Raw genomic sequence first — 23,074 nt, forward strand, 5'->3', positions numbered from 1 at the left:
TCCCTCTCAGCCTCTGAGCCCCGCGAAAACGATTTGCTCCCGAATCGATAGCTGCTAGCGCTTATTCCATAAGCGCTAGCAGCTATTTTTGCTTCAAACCTATTCAATCCACACGGTTCTGTCAGCCTCGTCCGACAGTGCATGCAGCGCCTGGCCGCTGGGCGCGCAAAGGCTGGCGTCGAAGAATGGGCGCGAAGAAAACGCCGCAACGCTCAATGCCTGCGCTGCGTGCTTTCTCTGCTAGCCCCAACCGCCGCCAACTCCCACCCGCCCCATGCAAACCCTGCGCTCCACGCCCCATCCTTGGCAGTTCTTCCGCGCCGGGGGCGTGGACCAGGTCATCATCCGCACCGGCGAAGACATTGCGCGCCTGCCCGAGCTGGACCAGAAGTTGTGGGTGGCGTTGGCCTGCCCCACGCGCGGCATCGAATTTGACCCGCGCACGCTGGACCTGATCGACACCGACGGCGACGGCCGCATTCGGCCGCCCGAACTGCTGGCCGCCTGCGCATGGGCCTGCGAGCGTGTGCGCGACCCCGAAGAACTGGCCCAGCCCGGCGAGGCCCTGCAGATCGCCGCCATCAACGACCAGACCGAGGCCGGCGCCGCGCTGGCCCAGGCTGCGCGGCGCATCCTGGCCATGGCCGGGCAGCCCGACAGCGCCACCACCATCACCCTGGCCGACGTGCTGGCGCGCAGCGACCAGCTCAGCGCCATGCGGTTCAATGGCGACGGCATCATCACCGCCGACACCGCGCAGGACGACACGCTGGCGCGCGAGACGATTGGTCACATCCTGCTGACGCAGGGCGGCACGCCGCCGGTGGGCGACCCGGCGCGGCCGGGCATCGACCGTGCACGGGCCAACGCTTTTTTTGCCGATCTGGACAAGCTGCACGCATGGGCCGCCCGCGCGCGCGGCGCCACCACGGGGCTCGCGCTGGGCGACCAAACCTTGCGCGCCACGCAGGCCATGAATGCAGTGGCCGAGAAGGTGGAAGACTTTTTTGCGCGCTGCCGCCTGGCGGCTTTCGACGCGCGTGCAGCCACCGCGCTGAACCCCTCGCAGGAGAAGTACAGCGCCATGGCCGGCCAGCTGCTGGACCTGCGCGCGAGCGCCATCACCACGCTGCCGCTCGCGCCCATCACGCCGCACGGCGTGCTGCCCTTGCTGGAGGGCGTGAACCCGGCCTGGGCCAAGGCGCTGCGCGCATTCCGCGACCACACCGTCGCGCCGCTGCTGGGCGAGCCGCAGGCGCAGGCGTTGACGCTGGACCAGTGGCGCCGCATCCGCCAGGCGCTGGCCCCTTGCCAGCAGTGGCTGGCCGACCGGCCGGCCACCTCGCTCGACGCGCTGGATGAAGACGTGCTGCAGGCGCTGCAGACCAGCGACGCCCAGGCGCGCGTGATGGCGCTCATCGACCAGGACGAGGCCGAGCAGGCCCACAACGAGCACACGCGCGACCTGGAAAAGCTTCTGCGCTTCAAGCGCGACCTGCTGGTGCTGCTGAACAACTTCGTGTCGTTCTCGGCCTTCTACCAGCGCCAGGGCGCAATTTTCCAGGCTGGCACGCTGTATCTGGATGCGCGCAGCTGCGACCTGACGGTGCGCGTGGACGACGCCGCCCAGCACGCCAAGCTGGCGGGCCTTGCCAAGACGTACCTGGCCTACTGCACCTGCACGCGCAAGGGCCAGACCCTGGGCATCGTCGCGGCCTTCACGGCGGGCGATGTGGACTTTCTGTTCGTGGGACGCAATGGCGTGTTCTACGACCGCAAGGGCCAGGACTGGGACGCCACCATCACCCGCATCATCGAAAACCCCACCAGCATCGGCCAGGCGTTTCTGGCGCCGTACAAGAAGTTTGTGCGGCTGGTGGAAGAGCAGGTGGCCAAGCGCGCCGCCGCCAGCGAAGCGCGCGCGCAAAAGTCGCTGGACAACAGCGCCAACCTGCTGGCCAACACCACGGCCAAGACGGCCGGCACCACGACCGATGCCATTGCCACCGCCACCGCCGCGCCGCACCGGACCGACGTTGGCACCGTGGCCGCCATTGGCGTGGCGCTGGGCAGCATCAGCACGGTGCTGGTGGGCATCTTCGGAAAGTTTGTGGACCTGGGCGTGTGGATTCCACTCGCGCTCATCGGCATCGTGCTGGCCATCTCGGGGCCCAGCATGATGATTGCCTGGCTCAAGCTGCGCCAGCGCAGCCTGGGCCCGCTGCTGGACGCCAGCGGCTGGGCCATCAACGGGCGCATGCGTGTGAACACGCGGCTGGGCGGATCGCTGTCGCAGACCGCGCGCGTGCCGCCGCACGCACGGCGCTCGCTGAAGGACCCGTTTGCCGAATCACACGCGCCGCTGTGGTGGCTGCTCGGGGTGTTGGTGCTGGCAGCAGCGGCTTACAGCACCTGGCGTTGGTGGGGCGCTGCCTCAACGGACGGGCCACCTCTGGTATCAGTGCCAGCACCAGCACCAGCACCAGCACCGGCACCAGCGCCGGCTGCGGGTGCTTCGGCGCCGGAGGCAGCACCGGGGCCTCGTTAACCCGTCAGCCGCCGTCCTCGCCCGTTACCGAATGCGCAGAGGTGCCTGGCCTGTGCCCGCAGTGGCGCCCGCGCGCGGCGTTGGGGCCGGTACTGCCCTGGCGTAAGCAGGCGCGGGTGCGGGCATGCCGCCGCCAGCGCCTTCCTGCAGCTTGAACTGGCTGACCGCACTGGTCAGCTGCAGCGCCTGCTCGCGCAGTGACTCCGACGCGGCCGTGGACTGCTCCACCAGCGCGGCGTTCTGCTGCGTCATCTGGTCGAGCTGGCTCACGGACTGGCTGATCTGGCCGATGTTGTCGCTCTGCTCGGCCGATGAGGCCGTGATTTCGCCAATGATGTCGGACACGCGGCGCACGCTGGACACGATCTCGGTCATGGTTTCGCCCGCCTGGCTGACCAAGCGCGAGCCGTCTTCCACGCGCTCGACCGACGAACCGATCAGGCCCTTGATCTCTTTGGCGGCCTCGGCGCTGCGCTGCGCCAGGTTGCGCACCTCGCTGGCCACCACGGCAAAGCCGCGCCCCTGCTCGCCCGCGCGGGCGGCTTCCACAGCCGCGTTCAGCGCCAGGATGTTGGTCTGGAAGGCGATGGAGTCGATCACGCCGGTGATGTCGGCAATCTTGCGCGAACTGGTGGTGATCTGGTCCATGGTGGTCACCACCTGCGACACCACCGCACCGCCGCGTGCCGCCACTTCGGCGGCCGACGAGGCGAAGTCGCTGGCCTGGCGCGACGACTGGGCGCTTTGCTGCACCGTGCTGGTCAACAGCTCCATCGACGAAGCGGTTTCTTCCAGGTTGGCCGCCGTCTGCTCGGTGCGGTGGCTCAGGTCGTGGTTGCCGCTGGCGATCTCGCTGCTGGCGGTGGAGATGTTGCCCGCCGCGTCCTGCACTTGCCGCACGAGGCCGCGCAGCGACTCCTGCATGCGTCCCATGGCAGTCACCAGTTGGCCCACTTCGTCCTGGTTCATGGGCGCCACATCGCGCGACAGGTCACCACTGGCAATGCGGTCGGCCAGCTCCTGCGCCTGGCCCAGCGACCGGGTGATGGACCGCACGCTGAAGAACGTGAGCGGAATCAGCACCGCCAGTGCCAGCAGCAGGCCAAAGCCGATGAACGCCGACATGGTGGAAGTGCGCGACTCCACGCCTGCGCGCGCTTCGTCCATTTGCGCGCGGGCCGTGCTGGCCAGGGTGGAGAACAGCTTGTCGGTGGCCTCCATGTGCACCTTGAGGCGGTCGGCATACGCGCCACCGCCCGCACCGTCCAGCTGCGCGCCTTCAATTTTTTCGAAGATGGGCGAGATGCCGGTCTCGTACTGCTTGATCTCGTCCAGCGACTTGTCGATGGACGCCACAAACTCCGCATCGCCTGACTGCACCTGCCGCACGTCGGCCAGGCTCTTGCGCAGCGCGGCCAGGGTCTTGGCCCACGACTCGCGCAGGTTGGACACTTCTACCGAGTTGTTGAAGTTGATGATGATGTCTTTTTCGGTCCGCCGCAGGTCGCCCAAAGTGGTGCGCAGGTCAGACATGTCTGTAAGCGTCTGAACCCGCTGCGAAAACAGTACCTGCAACGTACCCCGGGTGCGGTCCAGCGCCACATAGCCCATGGCGCCAATCACGATGAGAAGGATGAGCGAAAAGACGGTTCCGAAATACAGACGCGTGCGGATGGAGAAGCGGCCGAGAGCATTCATGGCTCTTCCTTACATTTTTTAACAGACAACCCAGCTTAGCAAATTTAGTGCCACGCCACCACCCGTTCTTCTGGACCGGGCGTGGGCGCGACTATAGGCCGGGCGAAGCCCGCCCCTTCACAGGGAAAGCACCGCCCCGGAGGCCGGTACAGGGAATCCTCGGGGCCAGTAGCGTGGCTTATGCGGCCGGGCCGACAGCCGTAAGCGTCTGTTACAAAATTCGCTATACGCGGTGCAGCGGAACGTACAGCTGCCCTCCTTGGCGCTGGAATTCCTCCGCCTTGGTCTCCATGCCCTGGGCCAGCGCGGCCGCCTCGGTCAGGCCCTTCTGCGCGGCAAAGTCGCGCACTTCCTGCGTGATCTTCATCGAGCAGAACTTGGGCCCGCACATGGAGCAGAAATGCGCCACCTTGGCCGAGTCCTTGGGCAGGGTCTCATCGTGATATTCCTTGGCCGTGTCGGGGTCCAGGCCCAGGTTGAATTGGTCCTGCCAGCGGAAGTCGAAGCGCGCCTGGCTGAGCGCATCGTCCCGCGCGCGGGCGCCGGGGTGTCCCTTGGCCACGTCGGCTGCGTGGGCAGCGATTTTGTACGCGATGATTCCCTGCTTCACGTCGTCGCGGTCGGGCAGGCCCAGGTGTTCCTTGGGCGTCACGTAGCAGAGCATGGCCGTGCCCATCCAGCCGATCATGGCCGCGCCGATGGCGCTGGCGATGTGGTCGTAGCCGGGCGCGATGTCGATGGTCAGCGGCCCCAGCGTGTAGAACGGCGCTTCGTGGCAGGTCTTGAGCTGCTCGGTCATGTTGGCCTGGATCATGTGCATGGGCACGTGGCCGGGGCCTTCGATCATGGTCTGCACGTCGTGCTTCCAGGCCACCTGGGTCAGCTCGCCCAGCGTGTGCAGCTCGGCAAATTGCGCTTCGTCATTGGCGTCCGATGCGCAGCCGGGGCGCAGGCCATCGCCCAGGCTGAACGACACGTCGTACGCCTTCATGATGTCGCAAATGTCCTCGAAGTGCTCGTAGAGGAAGCTCTCGCGGTGGTGCGCCATGCACCACTTGGCCATGATGGAGCCGCCGCGCGAGACGATGCCCGTGCGCCGCTGCGCCGTGAGGTGGATGTAAGCCAGGCGCACGCCCGCATGGATGGTGAAGTAGTCCACGCCCTGCTCGGCCTGCTCGATCAGCGTGTCGCGGAAGATCTCCCAAGTCAGGTCTTCGGCAATGCCGCCCACCTTCTCCAGCGCCTGGTAGATGGGCACCGTGCCGATGGGCACGGGCGAGTTGCGCACGATCCAGTCGCGCGTGGTGTGGATGGCCTTGCCTGTGGACAGGTCCATCACGTTGTCCGCGCCCCAGCGGATCGCCCACACCAGCTTTTCCACTTCTTCCTCGATGCTGGACGTGACGGCCGAGTTGCCGATGTTGGCGTTGATCTTGACCTTGAAGTTGCGCCCGATGGCCATGGGCTCCACCTCGGGGTGGTTGATGTTGGCGGGGATGATGGCGCGGCCCCGGGCCACCTCGTCGCGCACGAACTCGGGCGTGATGATCTTCGGGATGCTCGCGCCCATCGGGTTGCCCATCAGGCGCTGCTCGCGCGTCGCGTCCTGCTGGTACTGCGTCATCCACTCGCGCTTGCCGTTCTCGCGCAGGGCCACATACTCCATCTCGGGCGTAATGATTCCCTTCTTGGCGTAGTGCATCTGGGTCACGTTGGCGCCGACACCATTCGTCCTTTTGGCGCGCAGCGGCCGGCGCTGCAGTGCGGCGGCCTCGGCGCGCAACTGAGCCAGGCGGTCACCGTCCTCGACCTTCTGGCCGTCGTCCAGCGCCTTGCGCACGCGGCCCTCATAGCTTTCGGTATCGGCGCGCTCGGCAATCCACGCGCCGCGCACGCTGGCCAAGCCCTTGCGTACGTCGATCGTGGCGGTGGGGTCGGTGTAGGGGCCGGAAGTGTCGTACACGCTCACCACCTCGCCGTTGGTCAGCGCAATGTCGCGCACCGGCACGCGCAGGTCGGCGCGGCTGCCGGCGATGTAGCTCTTGGTGGAGGCTGGGAAGGGTTCGCGCGTAAGCGCAAGCAGGTGGGCGAACTTGTCGGGGGCGTTCATGGTGGGCACTCTCCTGTCGGTGGGATGGAAAAGTGCTCCGCCATCGGCCCTGTGCGCGGACCCGCTCCTGCAGATCACGCGGTGATTGGCAGGGACGCGGGTGCGCCAGTGGCTGCAGCTCTTCTTACGCTGGTACTAACCAGATCAAGTTCGCGGTTCCGGCGGTTGGGTCCGCCGTCTCAGCACGCCCAGAAAACCCAGTCAATGAGCCTCTACGTGCACCCCGGAGCAGGCGCGAGTATAGGCCAGCGCTGGCCGGGCGCCGCTGCGGGCTGCGGCCGTCACAGCAGCCGCTCGAAGAAAACCACCACAAAAAAGACGGCCGCGGCAATGACCGTCCATTTCACGATCACCAGCCCCAGCCGCTTGTAGAACACCTGCCCGGTGCCCACGTAGAAACCAAAGCACACGGCGGCGGCGATCAGCAGGAACAGCGCAAGCCAGCGGACGATGAGCATGGTGAACGGGCCAACAAGCGGCGTGGATGGCGGAGCGGCTACCAGGCCCGCGCTGGCTGTGCAAAGCCCGTGGGTGCCTGGCGCTCGTCCTCGAATGTGACGACCTCCCAGGCATCGCGCTGCGCCAGCAGCTCGCGCAGCAGCAGATTGTTCATCGCATGGCCCGAGCGGAAGGCGCTGTAGGCGGCCAAAAGCGGCTTGCCGATGAGGTACAGGTCGCCCATGGCATCCAGGATCTTGTGCTTCACGAACTCGTCGTCGTAGCGCAGTCCGTCGCTGTTGAGGACCTTGTAGTCGTCCATCACGATGGCGTTGTCCAGGCCACCGCCCAGCGCCAGGCCGCTGGAGCGCATCATCTCTACGTCGCGCGTGAAGCCGAAGGTGCGGGCGCGGGCGATGTCGCGGCTGTAATTACCCTGGCCGAGGTCGAACTCAACGCGCTGGCCGGTCGAATCCACGGCCGGGTGGTCGAAGTCGATCTCGAAGCTGAGCTTGTAGCCGTGGTACGGGACCAGACGTGCCCATTTGGTGCGGACGCCCTCGCCTTCGCGCACTTCCACCGGGCGGGTGACGCGGATAAAGCGCTTGGGAGCCTTCTGCAGCTCGATGCCCGCACTTTGCAGCAGGAACACGAACGAGGCGGACGAACCGTCCAGAATGGGCACCTCTTCGGCCGTGATGTCCACGTACAGGTTGTCGATGCCCAGCCCCGCGCATGCCGACATCAGGTGCTCCACCGTGTGCACCTTGGCCGTGCCCACGGCGATGGTGGAGGCCAGGCGCGTGTCGGTAACGGCCTCGGCGCGGATAGGAATGTCCACGGGCTGGGGCAGGTCGACACGGCGGAACACGATACCTGTGTCAGGCTGTGCGGGCCGCAGCGTCAACTCAACCCGCTGGCCGCTGTGCAGCCCGACGCCCACGGCGCGGGTCAGAGTCTTGAGGGTGCGTTGCGCAAGCATGGCGCATTCTAGTTTCTGGCGCCTTGCCCCACGGGCAAAGAGGGCACCACGCCACGTTTTCACCTACTGCGCGGCCCAGGTACTCCGCAGCACAATGGCTGAGACCGACCCTGCTCGGCCGCACAAAAATGTTTCACAGGAGACTCCCATGGGCAAGCTCAGCTTCAAGATGAAGATCCTCATCATGATCGGCACCGCACTTGCCGCGCTGCTGGTCATGGCCGTCGCATCAATGCTGCACGAGCGGCGGCTCATCATCGAGTCGCGGCAAGAGCTATTGACCACCGCAGTGCAGTCAGCCCACAGCATCGTGACCGGGTACCAGGCGAAGGCGGCCAGTGGCGCCATGACCGTCGAAGACGCGCAAAAATCCGCCAAGGAAGCGCTGCGCATCTCCCGCTTCGGCGGGCCTGATGGAAAAACCGAGTATTTCTACATCTGGACTCTGGATGCCAAAGGCGTGATGCATCCCATCAAGCCTGAATGGGAAGGCCAGGACATGGCGGGCAAAGTCAAGGACGGCTCTGGCACCGACATCCTCAAGCAAATATCGGACGCTCTGCGGGCCAGCGCCAACGGTCGAGTGTTCGTCCCCACCATGTTTGCGCGCCCGGGGCAGCAGGAGCTGGTGCCAAAGCTTCAGTACGTGATTCGCGTGGATGGCTGGAACTGGATGGTGGGCTCGGGGCTGTACACGGACGACATCGATGCCATCGTTCGTCGAACGCTTCTCTCTGGCATGGGCATCATATTGGTCGTTTTCGTGGCCGTAGGCGCCATCGGCCTGATCGTTTCGCGCTCGGTGTTGCGGCAGATCGGGGGTGAGCCCGCTGAGGCCATCGGCATCATGTCAGAGGTGGCCCAGGGCAACCTCGACACCCCCATCCCGCCATCACCGCCCGGCTCCATGCTGGACGGCCTGGCGCACATGGTGGCGTCGCTGCGCAAGCTGGTGACAGAAGTGCGCACGGCGTCCGACAGCATCGCCACGGCCTCCAGCGAGATCGCGCAGGGCAACAACGATTTGGCCCACCGCACCGAAGACACGGCCAGCAACCTGCAAAGCACGGCCAGCAGCATGGAGGAGCTGACCAGCACGGTGAAGCAGACCTCCGACTCGGCGCAGACGGCCAACCAGATGGCCACCTCTGCCGCCAGCGTGGCCGCGCGCGGCGGCGAGGTGGTGTCGCGTGTGGTGGCCACCATGCAGGACATCAACGCCAGCAGCAACAAGATCAGCGACATCATCGGCGTGATTGATGGCATCGCGTTCCAGACCAACATCCTGGCGTTGAATGCTGCCGTGGAGGCGGCGCGCGCCGGTGAACAAGGACGGGGCTTTGCGGTGGTGGCCAGCGAAGTGCGCAGTCTGGCCCAGCGCAGCGCCGAGGCCGCCAAAGAGATCAAGACGCTGATCGGCGCCTCGGTGGAAAAGGTCGAGTCCGGCACAACGCTGGTGGGCGACGCGGGCGCCACGATGACCGAGATCGTGGACAGCGTGCAGCGCGTGACGGACATCATCGGCGAGATCCGCTCGGCCACGTCGGAGCAAAGCCAGGGCATTGCGCAGGTGAACACCGCCATGAACCAGCTGGACCAGATGACGCAGCAAAACTCGGCGCTGGTGGAGCAGTCCACTGCCGCAGCCGACAGCCTGCGCGAGCAGGCGCTGCGGCTGACGCAGGTGGTGGCACTGTTCCGCGTGAACGGCAGCACCGCTGCGGCAGCGCATGAACCAGCACCGGCAGTTCGCCGCCCCACACCCGCACCTGCTGCGGCGCGCCCGGCCGCAGCCCCTGCGCGCAAGCCGGCCCTGGCCTCCAAGGCGCCGGCCGCCGCCGCCAAAGCCCCGTTGAAGGCCCCCACGGCCCTGCCGCCCCGTGCCAGCGCACCGCAGCCCCCGGCGCCCAAGGCTGGGCAGGCCGGCGACAACGACGACTGGGAAAGCTTCTGAACGGCGCGGTTGCCGGGCCGCGCGGATACGCGAAAGACGGCAGAGCCAGCAAAGAAAAAGCCCCGGCCTTACGGTCGGGGCTTTTTTTGTGGAGCGCGGTGGCGATGGCGTGAACGCTACTAAATCAGTAGCTGCTAGCGCTTTTCGAATAAGGGGTTGAGTTCAAAATTCAACTCAATCCCATTGCCTTCAAGCGCTACCAGCTCACTTTTCAGGAGCAACCGGGGCATTGTGGTCCCGTCGCACCGCCCAGCCAAGCAATCCACAGACCCATCGATCAGTCCGCCTGCTTGCGTAGGAACGCGGGGATCTCCAGGTCGTCCATGCCGCCCGACGACAGCGCATCCACGCGGGCTGCGGCCTGGGTGCGGTTGGTGCGCCACACGCTGGGCACCGACATGCTGCCGTAATCGGCTTGCGAGCCACCGGCGTGGCCGCCCTGCACGCCCACCGCAGCACCCAGGGTGCCGGCGCCCATCACAGGCACCTGGTAGGCCATGTTGTCCGTGCCGGTGCGCAGGCCGCCCTGCACCACCGAGATGGGCTGACGGCGTGCATTGGGGCGCGACAGGCCCGTGGCCACCACCGTGACGCGGATCTCGTCGCCCAGGCTGTCGTCATAGGCGGCGCCGTAGATGACGTGTGCGTCGGGCGAAGCGTAGGCGTTGATGGTGCTCATCGCCAGGCGCGACTCGGACAGCTTGAGGCTGCCCTTGGCGGCCGTGACCAGCACCAGCACGCCCTTGGCGCCCGACAGGTCGATGCCTTCCAGCAGCGGGCAGGCCACCGCCTGCTCGGCGGCGATGCGGGCGCGGTCCGGGCCGCTGGCAGTGGCCGTGCCCATCATGGCCTTGCCGGGCTCGCCCATCACGGTGCGCACGTCTTCAAAGTCGACGTTCACATGGCCGTACTCATTGATGATTTCGGCAATGCCGCCCACGGCGTTCTTCAGCACATCGTTGGCGTGCGCAAAGGCTTCATCCTGCGTGATGTCGTCGCCCAGCACCTCGAGCAGCTTTTCGTTCAGCACCACGATCAGTGAATCGACGTTGGCCTCCAGCTCGGCCAGGCCGTTGTCGGCGTTCTGCATGCGTCGGCCGCCTTCCCAGTCGAAGGGCTTGGTCACCACGCCCACCGTCAGAATGCCCATCTCCTTGGCCACGCGGGCAATCACGGGCGCAGCGCCCGTGCCCGTGCCGCCGCCCATGCCGGCAGTGATGAACAGCATGTGCGCGCCGGTGATGGCGCTGCGGATGTCTTCGACAGCTGCTTCCGCGGCGTCGCGGCCCTTGTCGGGCTTGCTGCCGGCACCCAGGCCGCTGCCACCCAGCTGGATGACGCGGTGGGCCGAGCTGCGGGTCAGGGCCTGCGCATCGGTGTTGGCGCAGACAAATTCCACGCCCTGCACGCTGCGGGCAATCATGTGCTCGACGGCATTGCTGCCGCCACCGCCCACACCGATCACCTTGATCTGGGTGCCCTGGTTGAATTCTTCGGCTTCGATCATTTCGATGGTCATGTTGGAGCTCCTGGTTCTAGATTCGTATGCAATTGCCAAATAGGAAAAATGGGAAATTCAGTCGTTCGACAGCGCGGCGGCCCGGTGCATCGCCATCGCTCTCGCGGCGCCTGGTGGGGGCTTCCGCGTGCAAGCCACAGGGGGAATTTCATGGTCAGAAGTTCCCCACGATGAAGTCCTTGAAGCGGCCGAACGCCGTCTTCATGGAGCCACTTTTCTGGGCCACCTTGAAGCCGCGCAGCCGCGCCATGCGCGCCTCTTCGAGCAAACCCATGACAGTAGCAGCACGGGGCTGGGCCACCATGTCAGACAAAGCGCTGGAATACTTGGGAATGCCGCGGCGCACGGGCTTGAGGAAGATGTCCTCGCCCAACTCGATCATCCCGGGCATGACCGAGCTGCCGCCTGTGAGCACAATGCCCGACGACAGCACCTCTTCGTAGCCCGACTCGCGCACCACCTGCTGAACCAGCGAGAAAATTTCTTCCACCCGCGGCTCGATCACTCCGGCCAGCGCCTGCTTGCTCAGCATGCGCGGGCTGCGGTCGCCCAGGCCGGGCACTTCCACCTGCGCCTCGGGGTCGGCCAGCAGTTGCTTGGCGTAGCCGCTTTCGACCTTGATGTCCTCGGCGTCCTTGGTGGGAGTGCGCAGCGCCATGGCGATGTCGCTGGTGATGAGGTCGCCCGCGATCGGGATCACCGCCGTGTGGCGGATCGCACCGCCGGTGAAGATGGCCACGTCGGTCGTGCCCGCGCCAATGTCCACCACCACCACGCCCAGCTCGCGCTCGTCGTCGGTCAGCACGGCCTGGCTGCTGGCCAGCGGGTTCAGCATGAGCTGCTCCACCTCCAGGCCGCAGCGGCGCACGCACTTGATGATGTTCTCGGCCGCGCTTTGCGCCCCGGTCACGATGTGGATCTTGGCTTCGAGGCGGATGCCGCTCATGCCGATGGGTTCCTTCACATCCTGCCCGTCGATAACAAACTCTTGCGGCTCCACCAGCAACAGGCGCTGGTCGCTGCTGATGTTGATGGCCTTGGCGGTCTCCACCACGCGCGCCACGTCGGCGGACGTGACTTCCTTGTCCTTCACCGCCACCATGCCGCTGGAGTTGAGGCCGCGGATGTGGCTGCCGGTGATGCCGGTGTACACGCGCTGGATCTTGCAGTCGGCCATCAGCTCGGCTTCTTTCAGCGCCTGCTGGATGCTTTGCACCGTGGCGTCGATGTTGACCACCACGCCGCGCTTGAGGCCGTTGCTGGGTGCCACGCCCAGGCCGGCCAGTTTCAGCTCGCCGCCGGGCAGCACTTCGGCCACCACGGCCATGACCTTGGCCGTGCCGATGTCCAGCCCCACCACCACGTCTTTGTACTCTCTTGCCATATCAGCCTCTGCCCTTTTCTGTTCTGTCCTGCCGGCCATCCCACCCGTTCCGCACTTGCTTCTGCGGTCCGATGGCCTGCCCTGCGCCCTGTGCCCGATTGCTGCTGTTGTCACCGTGCATCGCGTCACCTCCTGCGCACGCCGCCCGTGGCCCCGGCGGCCACACCGGCCGCGTCGGGGATCACCGTGGTCACGCCACGCAGCCGCAGCGCGTAGCCGCCTGCGTGCCGCAGGTCGGCAGACTCCAGCGCGTCCACGCGCCGCCCGTACTGCGCGGCCACCTGGGTCAGCGTGCGGGCAAACCGCTGCGTGCGCTGCACCACCTCTTCCGGGGCGCCGCCGCCCAGCTCCACCACGGCATCGCTGTCCAGCCGCGCGCGCCAGCCGCCGCGGCCGGTCAGCTCCAGCTCTTCCACCTCCAGCCCCAGCGGGCGGAACACCGGCTGCAGCAGCCCGTGCATGTGCAGCGCTTCGGCCGATGTGCCGCGGGGCCCCAGCAGGCGCGGCAAGCCTTCCTGCTCGACATCGCCCACGTTGGCCTCGAACACCTCGCCCTGGCTGTTGACCATGGCCGAGCCGGATTCCGGCCCCCAGAAGGCCACTGCCGTGTGCTCCTGCAGCTCCACCCGTAGGCTTGCCGGGTACACACGGCGCACCTGGGCGCGGCGCACCCACGGCACCTGCTCGAACGCATCGCGCGCGGCGCGCAGGTCCACCGAGAAAAAATTGCCCACGATGTGTGGACCCACGTTGGCGCGCAAGGTCACCGCGTTGTTGTGCACCAGCTCGCCCTGCACCACGATGCGTGCAATCGCGAAGCCCGGGTAGCGCAAAACCCACCAGGCGCCCGCTGCCAGCACGGCCAGGGCGCAGCCCACGAACAGGACCGAAGCGGTCAGGTTCATGAGCTTGACGTCCAGCGGTGCGGGCAGCGTATTGGTCATCAGGTCGCCTTTGGTTTTGCGGGCGTGTCCAGCGCCGCAGCCGCAAGGATGCGCAGACACAACTCTTCATAGCTGATACCCGATGCCCGCGCCGACATGGGCACGAGCGAGTGGCCCGTCATGCCGGGCGATGTGTTCATCTCCAGCAGAAACGGCTTGCGGTCGCTCGCGCGGATCATCAGGTCGGCACGGCCCCAGCCGCGGCAGCCCAGTGTGCGATAGGCCTCCAGAACGATGCGCTGGACCTCGCGCTCTTCCGCCTCAGGCAGGCCGCTCGGGCACTGGTACTTCACGTCGTCGGTGAAGTATTTGTTCTGGTAGTCGTAGGCCCCATCGGGCGCGACGATGCGGATCACGGGCAGCGCCCGCGCGTCGGCGCCCTGGCCCAACACCGGGCAGGTCACTTCTTCGCCGTCGATGAATTCTTCGCACAGCACGTCGGGGTCGTACTTCGCCGACAGGGCCACGGCGTCCTGCATGTCCGAATAGCCGCGCACCTTGGTCACACCAATCGACGAACCCTCGCGTGGCGGCTTCACGATGAGGGGCAGGCCCAGCTCGTCGGGCACGGTGCGCACCACCTCGCGCTGCTGGCGGTCGGGCGCCAGCCACACGTAGCGCGGTGTGGGCAGGCCCTCGGCCAGCCACACGCGTTTGGTCATCACCTTGTCCATGGCAATGCTGGACGCCATCACGCCCGGGCCGGTGTACGGAATGCCCAACAGCTCCAGCGCGCCTTGCACGGTGCCGTCTTCGCCATGGCGGCCATGCAGCGCAATGAAGCACCGCGCATAGCCGTCGCGCTTGAGGTCGCCCAGCGCGTTCTGTGCGGGGTCGAACGCATGTGCGTCCACGCCACGCGCGCGCAGTGCCTGCAGAACGCCGCTGCCAGACATCAGCGACACCTCGCGCTCGGCCGAGTCGCCGCCCATCAGCACGGCCACCTTGCCCAGGGCCTTCACATCAGTATTTGAATCAAATTGGCTCATAGCGCTTGACTGGCACGCGCTGCCAGCTCATTTTTTTGTAGCATTTCAACCACCTTGCCCGGCACGGCGCCGATGGAACCTGCGCCCATGCACATCACCACATCACCGCTTTTTGCGTTGTCGGCAATGGCCTGGGGCAGGTCGGCCACGTTGTCCACGAACACGGGTTCCACCCGACCCGCCACACGCAGCGCGCGCGCCAGCGAGCGGCCGTCGGCAGCCACCACCGGCGCCTCGCCCGCCGCGTACACCTCGGTCAACAGCACTGCGTCGGCATTGCCGATGACCTTGACGAAGTCCTCGAAGCAATCGCGCGTGCGGCTGTAGCGGTGGGGCTGGAAGGCCAGCACCAGCCGCCGCCCCGGGAAGGCGCCGCGCGCCGCAGCCAGCGTGGCGGCCATCTCCACGGGGTGGTGGCCGTAGTCGTCGATGACAGTGAACTCGCCGCCGTCCTTGGCGGGCAGGTCGCCATAGCGCTGGAAGCGCCGGCCCACGCCCTTGAAGCCCGCCAGCGCGCGCTGCACGGCGTCGTCGGGAATGTTCAGCTCCACGGCGATAGCGATGGCCGACAGCGCGTTGAGCACGTTGTGCTCACCCGCGAGGTTGAGCACGATCTCCATGTCGGGCAGCGTGACGCCGTTGCGCCGCTGCACCGTAAAGCGCATCTGTCCGGCCTCGGCGCGCACGTTGATGGCGCGCACCTGGGCGTCTTCTGCAAAGCCATAGCTCGTGACCGGGCAGGTCACGCTGGGCAGGATCTCGCGCACGGCGGGGCTGTCCACGCACAGCACCGCCGTGCCGTAGAACGGCATGCGGTGCAGAAAGTCCACAAACGCACCCTTGAGCCGGCCGAAGTCGTGGCCGTAGGTCTCCATGTGGTCGGCGTCGATATTGGTCACCACGGCCATCACGGGCAGCAGGTTCAAAAACGACGCGTCGGACTCGTCGGCCTCGACCACGATGTAGTCGCCGCTGCCCAGCTTTGCGTTGGCGCCCGCGCTGTTCAGGCGCCCCCCGATCACGAAGGTGGGGTCAAGCCCCGCCTCGGCCAGCACGCTGGTGACAAGGCTGGTGGTGGTGGTCTTGCCGTGCGTGCCGGCAATGGCAATGCCCTGCTTGAGGCGCATCAGCTCGGCCAGCATCAGTGCGCGGGGCACCACGGGAATCTTCTTCTCACGCGCGGCCAGCACCTCGGGGTTGTCCTGCGTGACCGCCGTGGAGGTGACCACGGCATCCGCGCCGTCGATGTGCGACGCCGCGTGGCCCAGGCAGGTCTTGATACCCAGACCCTCCAGGCGGCGCAGCGTGGCGCTGTCGGCCAGGTCCGAGCCCGAGATGCGGTAGCCCAGGTTGAACAGCACTTCGGCGATGCCGCTCATGCCGGCGCCGCCCAAGCCGACGAAGTGGATGTGGCGAATCGCGTGCTTCATGCCAACTCCTCGCAGGCAGTCACTACTTCGCGGGTGGCGTTGATTTTTTGCATGTTTTTGGCCTTCAGCGCAATATCTACAAGCGCAGGGCGCTCCAACTTCAATAGCATTTCAGACAGCCCTTGCGGCGTCAGGTCGCGCTGCTGCACCAGCCAGCCGCCGCCCGCATTCACCAAGAACTGCGCGTTGGTGGTCTGGTGGTCGTCCACTGCCGACGGGAAGGGCACGAAGATGGGCGCGGCCCCCACGGCCGCGATCTCGGTGACAGTGCTCGCCCCCGCCCGGCAGACGATGATGTCGGCCGCTGCAAACGCGCTGGCGGTGTCGTCGATAAAAGGCGTCAGCTCGGCCTCCACACCTGCGGCGGCGTAGTTGGCGCGGAGCTGGTCAATCTGCGTGGCGCCGCTCTGGTGGATGACCACGGGGCGCTTGTCCGCGGGCATCAACGCGATGGCCTGCGGCACGATTTCGTTGAGCGCGCGAGCGCCCAGGCTACCGCCCACCACCAGCAGGCGCAGCGGACCGCCGCGGCCTGCAAACCGCTCGGCAGGCGCAGGCTGCTGCGTAAAGGCCGTGCGCAGGGGGTTGCCCACCCACTGACCCTTCTTGAACACGTTGGGGAAGGCGGTGAACACCCGGTCGGCCACTCCCGCCAACACCTTGTTGGCCATGCCGGCCACAGAGTTCTGCTCGTGCAGCACCAGGGGCTTGCCGGCCAGCACGCCCATCATCCCGCCCGGAAAGGTGATGTAGCCACCCAGGCCCACCACGACGTCGGGCTTCACGCGGCGCACCACCTGCAGCGCTTGCCAGAACGCGCGCAGCAGGCGCAGCGGCAGCAAGGCCAACGTGACGATGCCCTTGCCGCGCACGCCTGAAAAGTCGATGAGTTCGAGCGGAAAACCGTGTGTGGGCACGATGCGCGATTCCATGCTGCCGGGCGCGCCCAGCCAGTGAACGCGCCAGCCGCGTGCGCGCAGTTCTTCCGCCACGGCCAGCCCGGGGAAGATATGGCCGCCAGTCCCTCCGGCCATGATCAAAGCGGTTCTCTGCGCGCTCATACACGGCCTCCTCTCATGAGGAGCTTGTTCTCGTAATCGACTCTGAGCACCACCGCCAGTGCCACCAGATTCATCAAAATCGCCGACCCGCCAAAACTCATCAGCGGCAGCGTGAGCCCCTTGGTGGGCAGCGCTCCGAGGTTCACGCCCATGTTGATGAAGGCTTGAAAGCCGATCCAGATCGCCACACCCTGCGCGACCAGCCCCGCGAACACGCGGTCGAGCGCAATGGCCTGGCGGCCGATGTGCATGATGCGGCGGATCATCCAGAAGAACAGCACGATGAGCGCGAGCACGCCCACCAGGCCGAACTCTTCGCCGATCACGGCCATCAGGAAGTCGGTGTGGGCTTCGGGCAGCCAGTGCAGCTTTTCCACGCTGCCGCCCAGACCCACGCCAAACACCTCGCCGCGGCCGATGGCGATCAGCGCGTGCGAGAGCTGGTAGCCCTTGCCCAGCGCATGCTCCTCACTGAACGGGTCCAGGTACGCAAACACGCGCTCGCGGCGCCAGGGCGAGCTGGCGATCATCAGCGCGAAGGCGCCCACCAGGATGGCGCCGATCAAAAAGAACATGCGCGCGTTGACCCCGCCCAGGAACAGGATGCCCATGGCAATGACGGCCACCACCATGAAGGCGCCCATGTCGGGCTCGGCCAGCAGCAGCACGCCCACGATGGCGACGGCTGCGCCCATGGGCAGCACGGCGCGGAAGAAGCGCTCCTTGACTTCCATCTTGCGCACCATGTAGTCGGCCGCGTAGATGAGCACCGCGAACTTGGCCACCTCGGACGGCTGAAACCCGATGGGCCCGAAGGACAGCCAGCGCCGCGCGCCGTTGACCACCTTGCCCACGCCCGGAATCAACACCGCGATCAGCAACAGCAGCGCCACCACAAACAGCCAGGGCGCCGCGCGCTCCCACAATGCCATGGGCACCTGGAAGGCCAGCAGCGCCACCACAAAACCCACCACCAGGTACATGGCATGGCGCACCAGGAAATGCGTGGGCGCGTAGTTGGCAAAACGCGGGTTGTCCGGCATGGCGATGGAGGCCGAATACACCATCACCAGCCCCCAGGCCAGCAAGGCGACCACCACGCCCAGCAGGGCCTGGTCGAAGCCCAGCACGCTGGCGGGGGTGCTGGAGGCGCGGCGGTATTCCACACCGCCCACACGCACGGGCAGCACGTCGGACGCCTTGTGGGACATGCCACCAAACCAGCCGGTCAGGCGCTGCAGCAGGTTGCTGGCGGGCGCGGTCATGCCATACCTCCGTCCGCCATCTGGCCGGCCTCGTCGGCCAGCCCGCGCACCGTGTCGCAAAAGACCTGGGCGCGGTGTTCGTAGTCCTTGAACATGTCGAAGCTGGCGCAGGCAGGCGACATGAGCACGGCATCGCCAGCATGCGCGCGCTGCGTGGCCAGCAATACGGCGTGTGGCAGCGCGTCGGCATCCAGCAGGGCCACGCCCGCGTCTTGCAGCGCCGTGCGGATCAGCGGCGCGTCGCGGCCGATCAGCACCACCGCGCGGGCGTAGCGCGCCACGGGCGCAGACAGGGGCGTGAAGTCCTGCCCCTTGCCCTCGCCACCCAGAATGAGAACGATGCGGCGGTCTGCCCCCAGCCCGGCAAGCGCGGCGACCGTGGCGCCCACGTTGGTGCCCTTGCTGTCGTCGAAATACTCCACGCCGTTGACGATGGCCACGGGCTCCACGCGGTGGGGTTCTCCGCGGTATTCGCGCAGGCCGTACAGCATGGGCGCCAGCGGGCAGCCGGCGGCCGATGCCAGCGCCAGGGCGGCCAGGGCGTTGGTGGCGTTGTGGCGGCCTCGGATGCGCAGCGCGTCGACGGGCATGAGGCGCTGGATGTGCAGGTCTTCCTCCACCTCGCTCCTGCCGCGCTTGCGGGTTTCGTCGGCGTCCATGGCGCGCACCAGCCAGGGCATGCCGTTAACCACCTCGATGCCAAAGTCGCCGGGGCGCCGGGGAAGGTCGCCGCCAAACGTGATGTGAGCTCGAACCTGGGGCTTTTGCAGCTTGACCTTGATGGGTGGCGGAAGCATGGCCATCACCGTCGGGTCTTCCCGGTTCAATACCATGAGCCCGCCTTGGCCAAAGATGCGGGCCTTGGCGGCGGCATAGGCGGCCATGTCCCCGTGCCAGTCGAGATGGTCTTGCGTGATGTTGAGTACGGTGGCGGCCGTGGGCTCGAAGCCCCCTTCTCCCATACTCGTGCCGTCGAGCTGGAAGCTGGACAGCTCCAGCACCCAGGCGTCGGGCAGCGTGCCGGCATCCAGGTGCGCGGCCAGCGTGTCGAGCAGCGTGGGGCCGATATTGCCGGCCACGGCCACACGCCGGCCCGCACGCTCCACCAATTGCCCGGTGAGCGATGTGACAGTGGTCTTGCCATTGGTGCCCGTGATGGCCAGCACCGCAGGCGCGTAGCCGTGCGAGGCGCGCAGCGCGGCCAGCGCCATGGAATACAAGCTTAATTCGCCTCCAGCGCTTATCCCATAAGCGCTGGCAGCTACTAGAACAGGAGCAACCACTGCGGGACTCAAGCCCGGCGAACGGTACACCGCATGCAGGCCACGGCCTTCGACCAGGGCCGCATCGAAGGCGCCGGACACAAACTGGACCTGTGGCAGCTCCTGCTGCAGCACGGCCCGCTGCGGGGGATCGGCGCGCGTGTCGGCCACCGTGACCTGGGCACCGCAGCGCACACACCAGCGCGCCATGGCCAGGCCCGAGGCCCCCAGGCCCAGGATGAGGATGTTCTGGTCCTGCAGCAACTGGGCCACGCCTTCGCGCGGCGCGGTGGCCGGGGCTGCGGCATCTTCCACACCCGCCGCTGGCTGCGCATCGGGTGCCGCTGGCGCGGTCGACTCCGACACATCGGGCGCAGACACGTCGGCAAATATCTGGGCCACAAAATCGGCCGCGGCCTTGGCGGCGGAGATGGCGGGCACGGCCTCCGGATCCCAGGCGGCGGGGCCTGCGGACTTGGCGGGGGCGGTGGGCTCCGGGGTGGACCGGTCTGCAGCAAGGGGTGCCGGGGCTTCGAAGGAATCGGCGGGCGCAGCGGGCTGCAGGCCGCCCTCCGCATCGCCGGAGCCCGGCGCCTCGGCGGGTTGGCCCGAAGACAGATCAATGCGCGGATCGACGGGTGGATCGAAAGGCGCAACGGACTCCACGGGCTCCACGCCCTGCTCTACCTCCGGCGCAGGCGCGGCCCCGCCCACCGGGGCGTCGGGCACACCGGTCGCTGCAGTCTCGGCTGGAGCCAGGGGATCGTGGGGGTTCATCGCAGTTTCAACGTGGACAGGCCGATCAGGCACAGCAACATGGTGATGATCCAGAAGCGCACGACCACCTGGGTCTCCTTCCAGCCGCTCTTCTCAAAGTGGTGGTGCAGCGGCGCCATCTTCAGCAGCCGCCGGCCTTCGCCGTAGCGCTTCTTGGTGTACTTGAACCAGGTGACCTGCAACATCACGGACAAGGCCTCGACCACGAAAATGCCGCCCATGATGGCAAGCACAATTTCTTGACGCACGATGACGGCGATGGTGCCCAAAGCCCCACCCAGCGCGAGCGCACCCACATCGCCCATGAAGACCTGGGCCGGGTGCGCGTTGAACCACAGAAAGGCCAGCCCCGCGCCCGCCATGGCAGCGCAGAAGATCAGCAACTCGCCCGACCCCGGGATGTGCGGGAAGAACAGGTATTTGGAATACACCGAGCTGCCGGTGACATAAGCGAAAACGCCCAGGGCCGAGCCCACCATCACGACCGGCATGATGGCCAGGCCGTCCAGGCCGTCGGTAAGGTTGACGGCGTTGCTGGAGCCCACGATGACCAGGTAGGTCAGGATGACGAAGCCCAGCACGCCGAGCGGGTAGCTGATTTCCTTGAAGAACGGCAGCTGCAGGCCGGCCTTGGGCGGCAGGTCCAGCGAGAAGCCGGACTGCACCCAGCCCACGAACAGCTCCCACACCTTGGCGTTGGAGCTTTCGGAAATGCTGAACACCAGGTACAGCGCGGCCATGAGGCCAATGATGGACTGCCAAAAATACTTCTCGCGCGAACGCATGCCCTCGGGGTCCTTGTTGACCACCTTGCGCCAGTCGTCCACCCAGCCGATGGCGCCAAAGCCCAGCGTGACGATGAGCACGATCCACACGAAGCGGTTGGACAGATCGAACCACAGCAGCGTGGAAATCGCGATCGAAAGCAGGATCAGCACGCCGCCCATGGTGGGCGTGCCGCTCTTGGACAGGTGCGTCTGCATGGCATAGCCGCGGATGGGCTGGCCGATCTTGAGCGAGGTGAGCACGCGGATCACCTTGGGCCCGGCCACCAGGCCGATGAGCAGCGCCGTCATGGCCGCCATCACTGCGCGGAAGGTGAGGTACTGGAACACGCGGAAGAACCCCAGCTCCGGCGACAGGCCCTGCAGCCATTGCGACAGCATCAGCAGCATGGGAAACCTCCGGCCGTGCGCCACGCGGCAAAGATGCAGGGGACGGCCGCCATGGCCTGCACGGGGTTACTGCGTGGCGCCATGGTGTCCCTCCGGTGTCCTGCTCTGCGCAGGTCGTTGTTGTAGTTGTTGTTCTTCCTGTGCGGCGGACGCAATCGCCTCCACCACCTGTTCCATCTTCATGAATCGTGATCCCTTGACCAGCACGCTGCCCACGGTGGGCAGGGCTTGGCGCACCGCGTCCTGCAGTGCGCCCATCGCATTGAAATGCCGGGCGCCCTCGGCACCCTCGTGTCCCTGGCCGTAGGCCGCTGCGGCGTGCGCCGACTGGGCCCCCAGCACAAACAGCCGCGCAATGCCCGCCGCGCGCGCGTGGGCGCCGGCCTCGGCATGAAACTGCGGCCCCTGGTCACCCACCTCGCCCATGTCGCCCATCACCATCAGTTGCGGCGCGGGCAACTCGGCCAGCACGTCGATGGCGGCGCGCATGGAATCGGGGTTGGCGTTGTAGGTGTCGTCCACCACCGTGATCTCGCGGCCGGCCACCTGCACGCTGAAGGCGCGCGAGCGGCCCTTCACCGGCACAAAATCCTGCAGCCCCTGTGCAATGGCCGACAGTGGCGCGCCCGCCGCCAGCGTGCAGGCAGCCGCAGCCAGCGCATTCGTCACGTTGTGGCGCCCGGCAATGTGCAGGCGCGTGTTGCAGTCACCCTGCGGCGTGGCCAGCGCCACGGCCCAGGCGCCGTGCTCCCACGCCGCGCTGCGGCAGCTCACGTCACCGCCCTCGCCAAAAGTGAGCGTGCGGCGGCCAGACTGCGCCATGGCCAGCGCTTGCCAGAGCGCGGTGTAGGTGTCCCCGGCCGGGAACACCGCCACACCATCGGCCGGCAGGCTGGCGAAGACCGCACCGTTCTCGCGCGCCACGGCTTCCACCGTGTGCATGAACTCCAGGTGCTCGCGCTGCGCGTTGTTGACCAGCGCCACCGTGGGCTGGGCCATGGCGGCCAGCAGGGCGATCTCGCCAGGGTGGTTCATGCCCATCTCGATCACGGCGGCGCGGTGCGCGACCGTGAGGCGCAGCAGCATCAGCGGCACGCCGATATCGTTGTTGAAGTTGCCCTGCGTGGCAAAGGCTGCATCGCCCTGCCAGGCCCGCAGGATAGACGCGATCATCTGCGTCACGGTGGTCTTGCCGTTGCTGCCCGTGACGCCGATGAGCGGCAAGGCGAACTGCGCGCGCCAGCCGGAGGCCAGGGCGCCCAGCGCTGCCAGGCTGTTCGGTACCTCGATGCCGGCCAGGCCCGCTGCTTCCACCCCCCCGTGGGCGATGGCTGCGGCGGCGCCCCCGGCGCGCGCATCGGACAGGAAGGCATTCGCGTCAAAGCGCTCGCCCTTCAGCGCCACAAACAGGTCGCCCGCCTGCAGCGTGCGCGTGTCGGTATGCACCCGGGCCAGGGGCGTGGCGCCGTCGCCCACCAGACGGGCGGCAGGCAAGCGCGGCTGCACCAGCGCAAAGGCTTGCTGCAGCGTCATCATCA

Annotated in this window: 16 protein-coding genes and 1 riboswitch; of the genes, 2 read left to right on the forward strand and 14 right to left on the reverse strand. The window is 66.9% G+C overall.

All coding sequences use genetic code 11. The annotated features are described in order from the left end of the window. Nucleotides 1-274 precede the first annotated feature (274 nt). Nucleotides 275-2,548, forward strand: coding sequence for a hypothetical protein (locus ACK4HJ_RS12025; RefSeq protein ID WP_409831621.1), 2,274 nt, complete (start codon nt 275-277; stop codon nt 2,546-2,548). A 24-nt stretch (nt 2,549-2,572) separates the two neighbouring features. Here the strand turns inward: ACK4HJ_RS12025 and ACK4HJ_RS12030 are convergent, their stop codons facing one another. The 4 genes from ACK4HJ_RS12030 to lpxC form a co-directional block, all read right to left on the reverse strand. Then, a complete protein-coding gene (locus tag ACK4HJ_RS12030) occupies nt 2,573-4,246 on the reverse strand; it encodes a methyl-accepting chemotaxis protein (protein WP_409831624.1) in 1,674 nt (557 codons plus the stop codon). A gap of 223 nt (nt 4,247-4,469) precedes the next feature. After that, nucleotides 4,470-6,356, reverse strand: a complete 1,887-nt coding sequence (gene thiC / locus ACK4HJ_RS12035) for a phosphomethylpyrimidine synthase ThiC (protein WP_409831626.1) — start codon at nt 6,354-6,356, stop codon at nt 4,470-4,472. A 104-nt stretch (nt 6,357-6,460) separates the two neighbouring features. After that, a riboswitch (TPP riboswitch) is annotated at nt 6,461-6,592 on the reverse strand. Between the two features lie 45 nt (nt 6,593-6,637). Then, nucleotides 6,638-6,814, reverse strand: coding sequence for a hypothetical protein (locus ACK4HJ_RS12040; RefSeq protein WP_409831628.1), 177 nt, complete (start codon nt 6,812-6,814; stop codon nt 6,638-6,640). A gap of 38 nt (nt 6,815-6,852) precedes the next feature. Further along, complete coding sequence (lpxC, locus tag ACK4HJ_RS12045) at nt 6,853-7,776, reverse strand: UDP-3-O-acyl-N-acetylglucosamine deacetylase (RefSeq protein WP_409831631.1); 924 nt, start codon at nt 7,774-7,776, stop codon at nt 6,853-6,855. 148 nt (nt 7,777-7,924) lie between these two features. Here lpxC and ACK4HJ_RS12050 point away from each other — a divergent pair, with 148 nt between their 5' ends. Then, nucleotides 7,925-9,730 (forward strand): methyl-accepting chemotaxis protein, encoded by a 1,806-nt coding sequence (locus tag ACK4HJ_RS12050; protein WP_409831634.1) that lies wholly within the window; start codon nt 7,925-7,927, stop codon nt 9,728-9,730. Between the two features lie 277 nt (nt 9,731-10,007). On the opposite strand, the gene ftsZ is transcribed toward ACK4HJ_RS12050, so the two are convergent. From ftsZ to murF, 10 genes are all read right to left on the reverse strand, one after another. Then, nucleotides 10,008-11,249, reverse strand: a complete 1,242-nt coding sequence (gene ftsZ / locus ACK4HJ_RS12055; protein ID WP_409831636.1) for a cell division protein FtsZ — start codon at nt 11,247-11,249, stop codon at nt 10,008-10,010. A gap of 154 nt (nt 11,250-11,403) precedes the next feature. Continuing rightward, on the reverse strand, nt 11,404-12,633 hold the full coding sequence (ftsA, locus tag ACK4HJ_RS12060) for a cell division protein FtsA (protein ID WP_409831639.1): 1,230 nt from the start codon (nt 12,631-12,633) through the stop codon (nt 11,404-11,406). A 125-nt stretch (nt 12,634-12,758) separates the two neighbouring features. Continuing rightward, nucleotides 12,759-13,577: a cell division protein FtsQ/DivIB gene (locus tag ACK4HJ_RS12065; RefSeq protein ID WP_409831642.1), complete on the reverse strand. Its 819-nt coding sequence runs from the start codon at nt 13,575-13,577 to the stop codon at nt 12,759-12,761. Then, the gene (locus ACK4HJ_RS12070) at nt 13,577-14,566 is read right to left on the reverse strand and encodes a D-alanine--D-alanine ligase (RefSeq protein WP_409831645.1); all 990 of its coding nucleotides are present in this window, start codon (nt 14,564-14,566) and stop codon (nt 13,577-13,579) included. Before ACK4HJ_RS12070 ends, ACK4HJ_RS12065 begins: the two co-directional genes overlap by 1 nt. Continuing rightward, on the reverse strand, nt 14,563-15,996 hold the full coding sequence (murC, locus tag ACK4HJ_RS12075; protein ID WP_409831648.1) for a UDP-N-acetylmuramate--L-alanine ligase: 1,434 nt from the start codon (nt 15,994-15,996) through the stop codon (nt 14,563-14,565). The genes ACK4HJ_RS12070 and murC overlap by 4 nt, the downstream gene beginning before the upstream one ends. Further along, nucleotides 15,993-17,057, reverse strand: a complete 1,065-nt coding sequence (gene murG, locus ACK4HJ_RS12080; RefSeq protein WP_409831651.1) for an undecaprenyldiphospho-muramoylpentapeptide beta-N-acetylglucosaminyltransferase — start codon at nt 17,055-17,057, stop codon at nt 15,993-15,995. The genes murC and murG overlap by 4 nt, the downstream gene beginning before the upstream one ends. Then, nucleotides 17,054-18,322, reverse strand: a complete 1,269-nt coding sequence (gene ftsW, locus ACK4HJ_RS12085; protein ID WP_409831654.1) for a putative lipid II flippase FtsW — start codon at nt 18,320-18,322, stop codon at nt 17,054-17,056. Before ftsW ends, murG begins: the two co-directional genes overlap by 4 nt. Then, entirely contained in the window at nt 18,319-20,361 is a 2,043-nt protein-coding gene (gene murD / locus ACK4HJ_RS12090; RefSeq protein WP_409831656.1) for a UDP-N-acetylmuramoyl-L-alanine--D-glutamate ligase, read from the reverse strand. The genes ftsW and murD overlap by 4 nt, the downstream gene beginning before the upstream one ends. Continuing rightward, nucleotides 20,358-21,536, reverse strand: a complete 1,179-nt coding sequence (gene mraY / locus ACK4HJ_RS12095; RefSeq protein ID WP_409831659.1) for a phospho-N-acetylmuramoyl-pentapeptide-transferase — start codon at nt 21,534-21,536, stop codon at nt 20,358-20,360. Before mraY ends, murD begins: the two co-directional genes overlap by 4 nt. 66 nt (nt 21,537-21,602) lie before the next feature. Then, the gene (gene murF / locus ACK4HJ_RS12100; protein ID WP_409831843.1) at nt 21,603-23,072 is read right to left on the reverse strand and encodes a UDP-N-acetylmuramoyl-tripeptide--D-alanyl-D-alanine ligase; all 1,470 of its coding nucleotides are present in this window, start codon (nt 23,070-23,072) and stop codon (nt 21,603-21,605) included. Nucleotides 23,073-23,074: the final 2 nt, after the last annotated feature.

Source organism: Acidovorax sp. (assembly GCF_046294525.1).
Taxonomy (GTDB): domain Bacteria; phylum Pseudomonadota; class Gammaproteobacteria; order Burkholderiales; family Burkholderiaceae_C; genus Acidovorax.